The following is a 580-nucleotide window of genomic DNA, read 5'->3' as shown; positions in this document are numbered from 1 at the left end:
CTTCCTCCGGCTACTTAGATGTTTCAGTTCACCGGGTTCCCTCCGTTAACCTATGGATTCAGTTAACGGTGACTGAGGTTTCCTCAGCCGGGTTTCCCCATTCAGATATCTGTGGATCACGGGATATTTGCTCCTCCCCACAGCTTTTCGCAGCTTATCACGTCTTTCATCGGCTCTTAGTGCCAAGGCATCCACCCTGCGCTCTTATCAGCTTAACCTTTTTAGTCTCGCTCGATTTCATTAGCGTTTGAAATCTTTTCTCATGAGTTTTGAGTTTGTTAAGATTTGTCATATTTGCTATGACTGTTTTCTTTTCGATGTCTTGTTATCATTTCTGATATTTTTAAGATTAATTTCTGTATTCGGTTTTCAAGGTACGACTTTGACTGAATTTTATCAGTCATTCAAGAACAAATATTGATTTGTGCTTGAATCACTGGTAAACCAGCAATTTCTTTTTAAATCTGGCAGCCACCTACTCTCCCACATCGTCTCCAATGCAGTACCATCGGCCGCTTAAGTCTTAACCATCGTGTTCGGGATGGGAACGGGTGTGTCCCTTAAGCGCATCGCCACCAGA

Annotated in this window: 2 rRNA genes; both read right to left on the bottom strand. The window is 42.9% G+C overall.

The annotated features are described in order from the left end of the window. A 23S ribosomal RNA gene (locus KQI22_RS13750) occupies nucleotides 1-218 on the bottom strand; the annotation flags it as partial. A gap of 244 nt (nucleotides 219-462) precedes the next feature. Next, nucleotides 463-580: ribosomal RNA gene (rrf, locus tag KQI22_RS13745) — 5S ribosomal RNA — on the bottom strand.

This window comes from Kineothrix sp. MSJ-39 (genome assembly GCF_018917935.1).
Classification (GTDB): Bacteria; Bacillota; Clostridia; order Lachnospirales; family Lachnospiraceae; genus CAG-194.
Note: the sequence above shows the minus strand (reverse complement) of the source record. Positions and strands in the feature narration are given on the sequence as shown.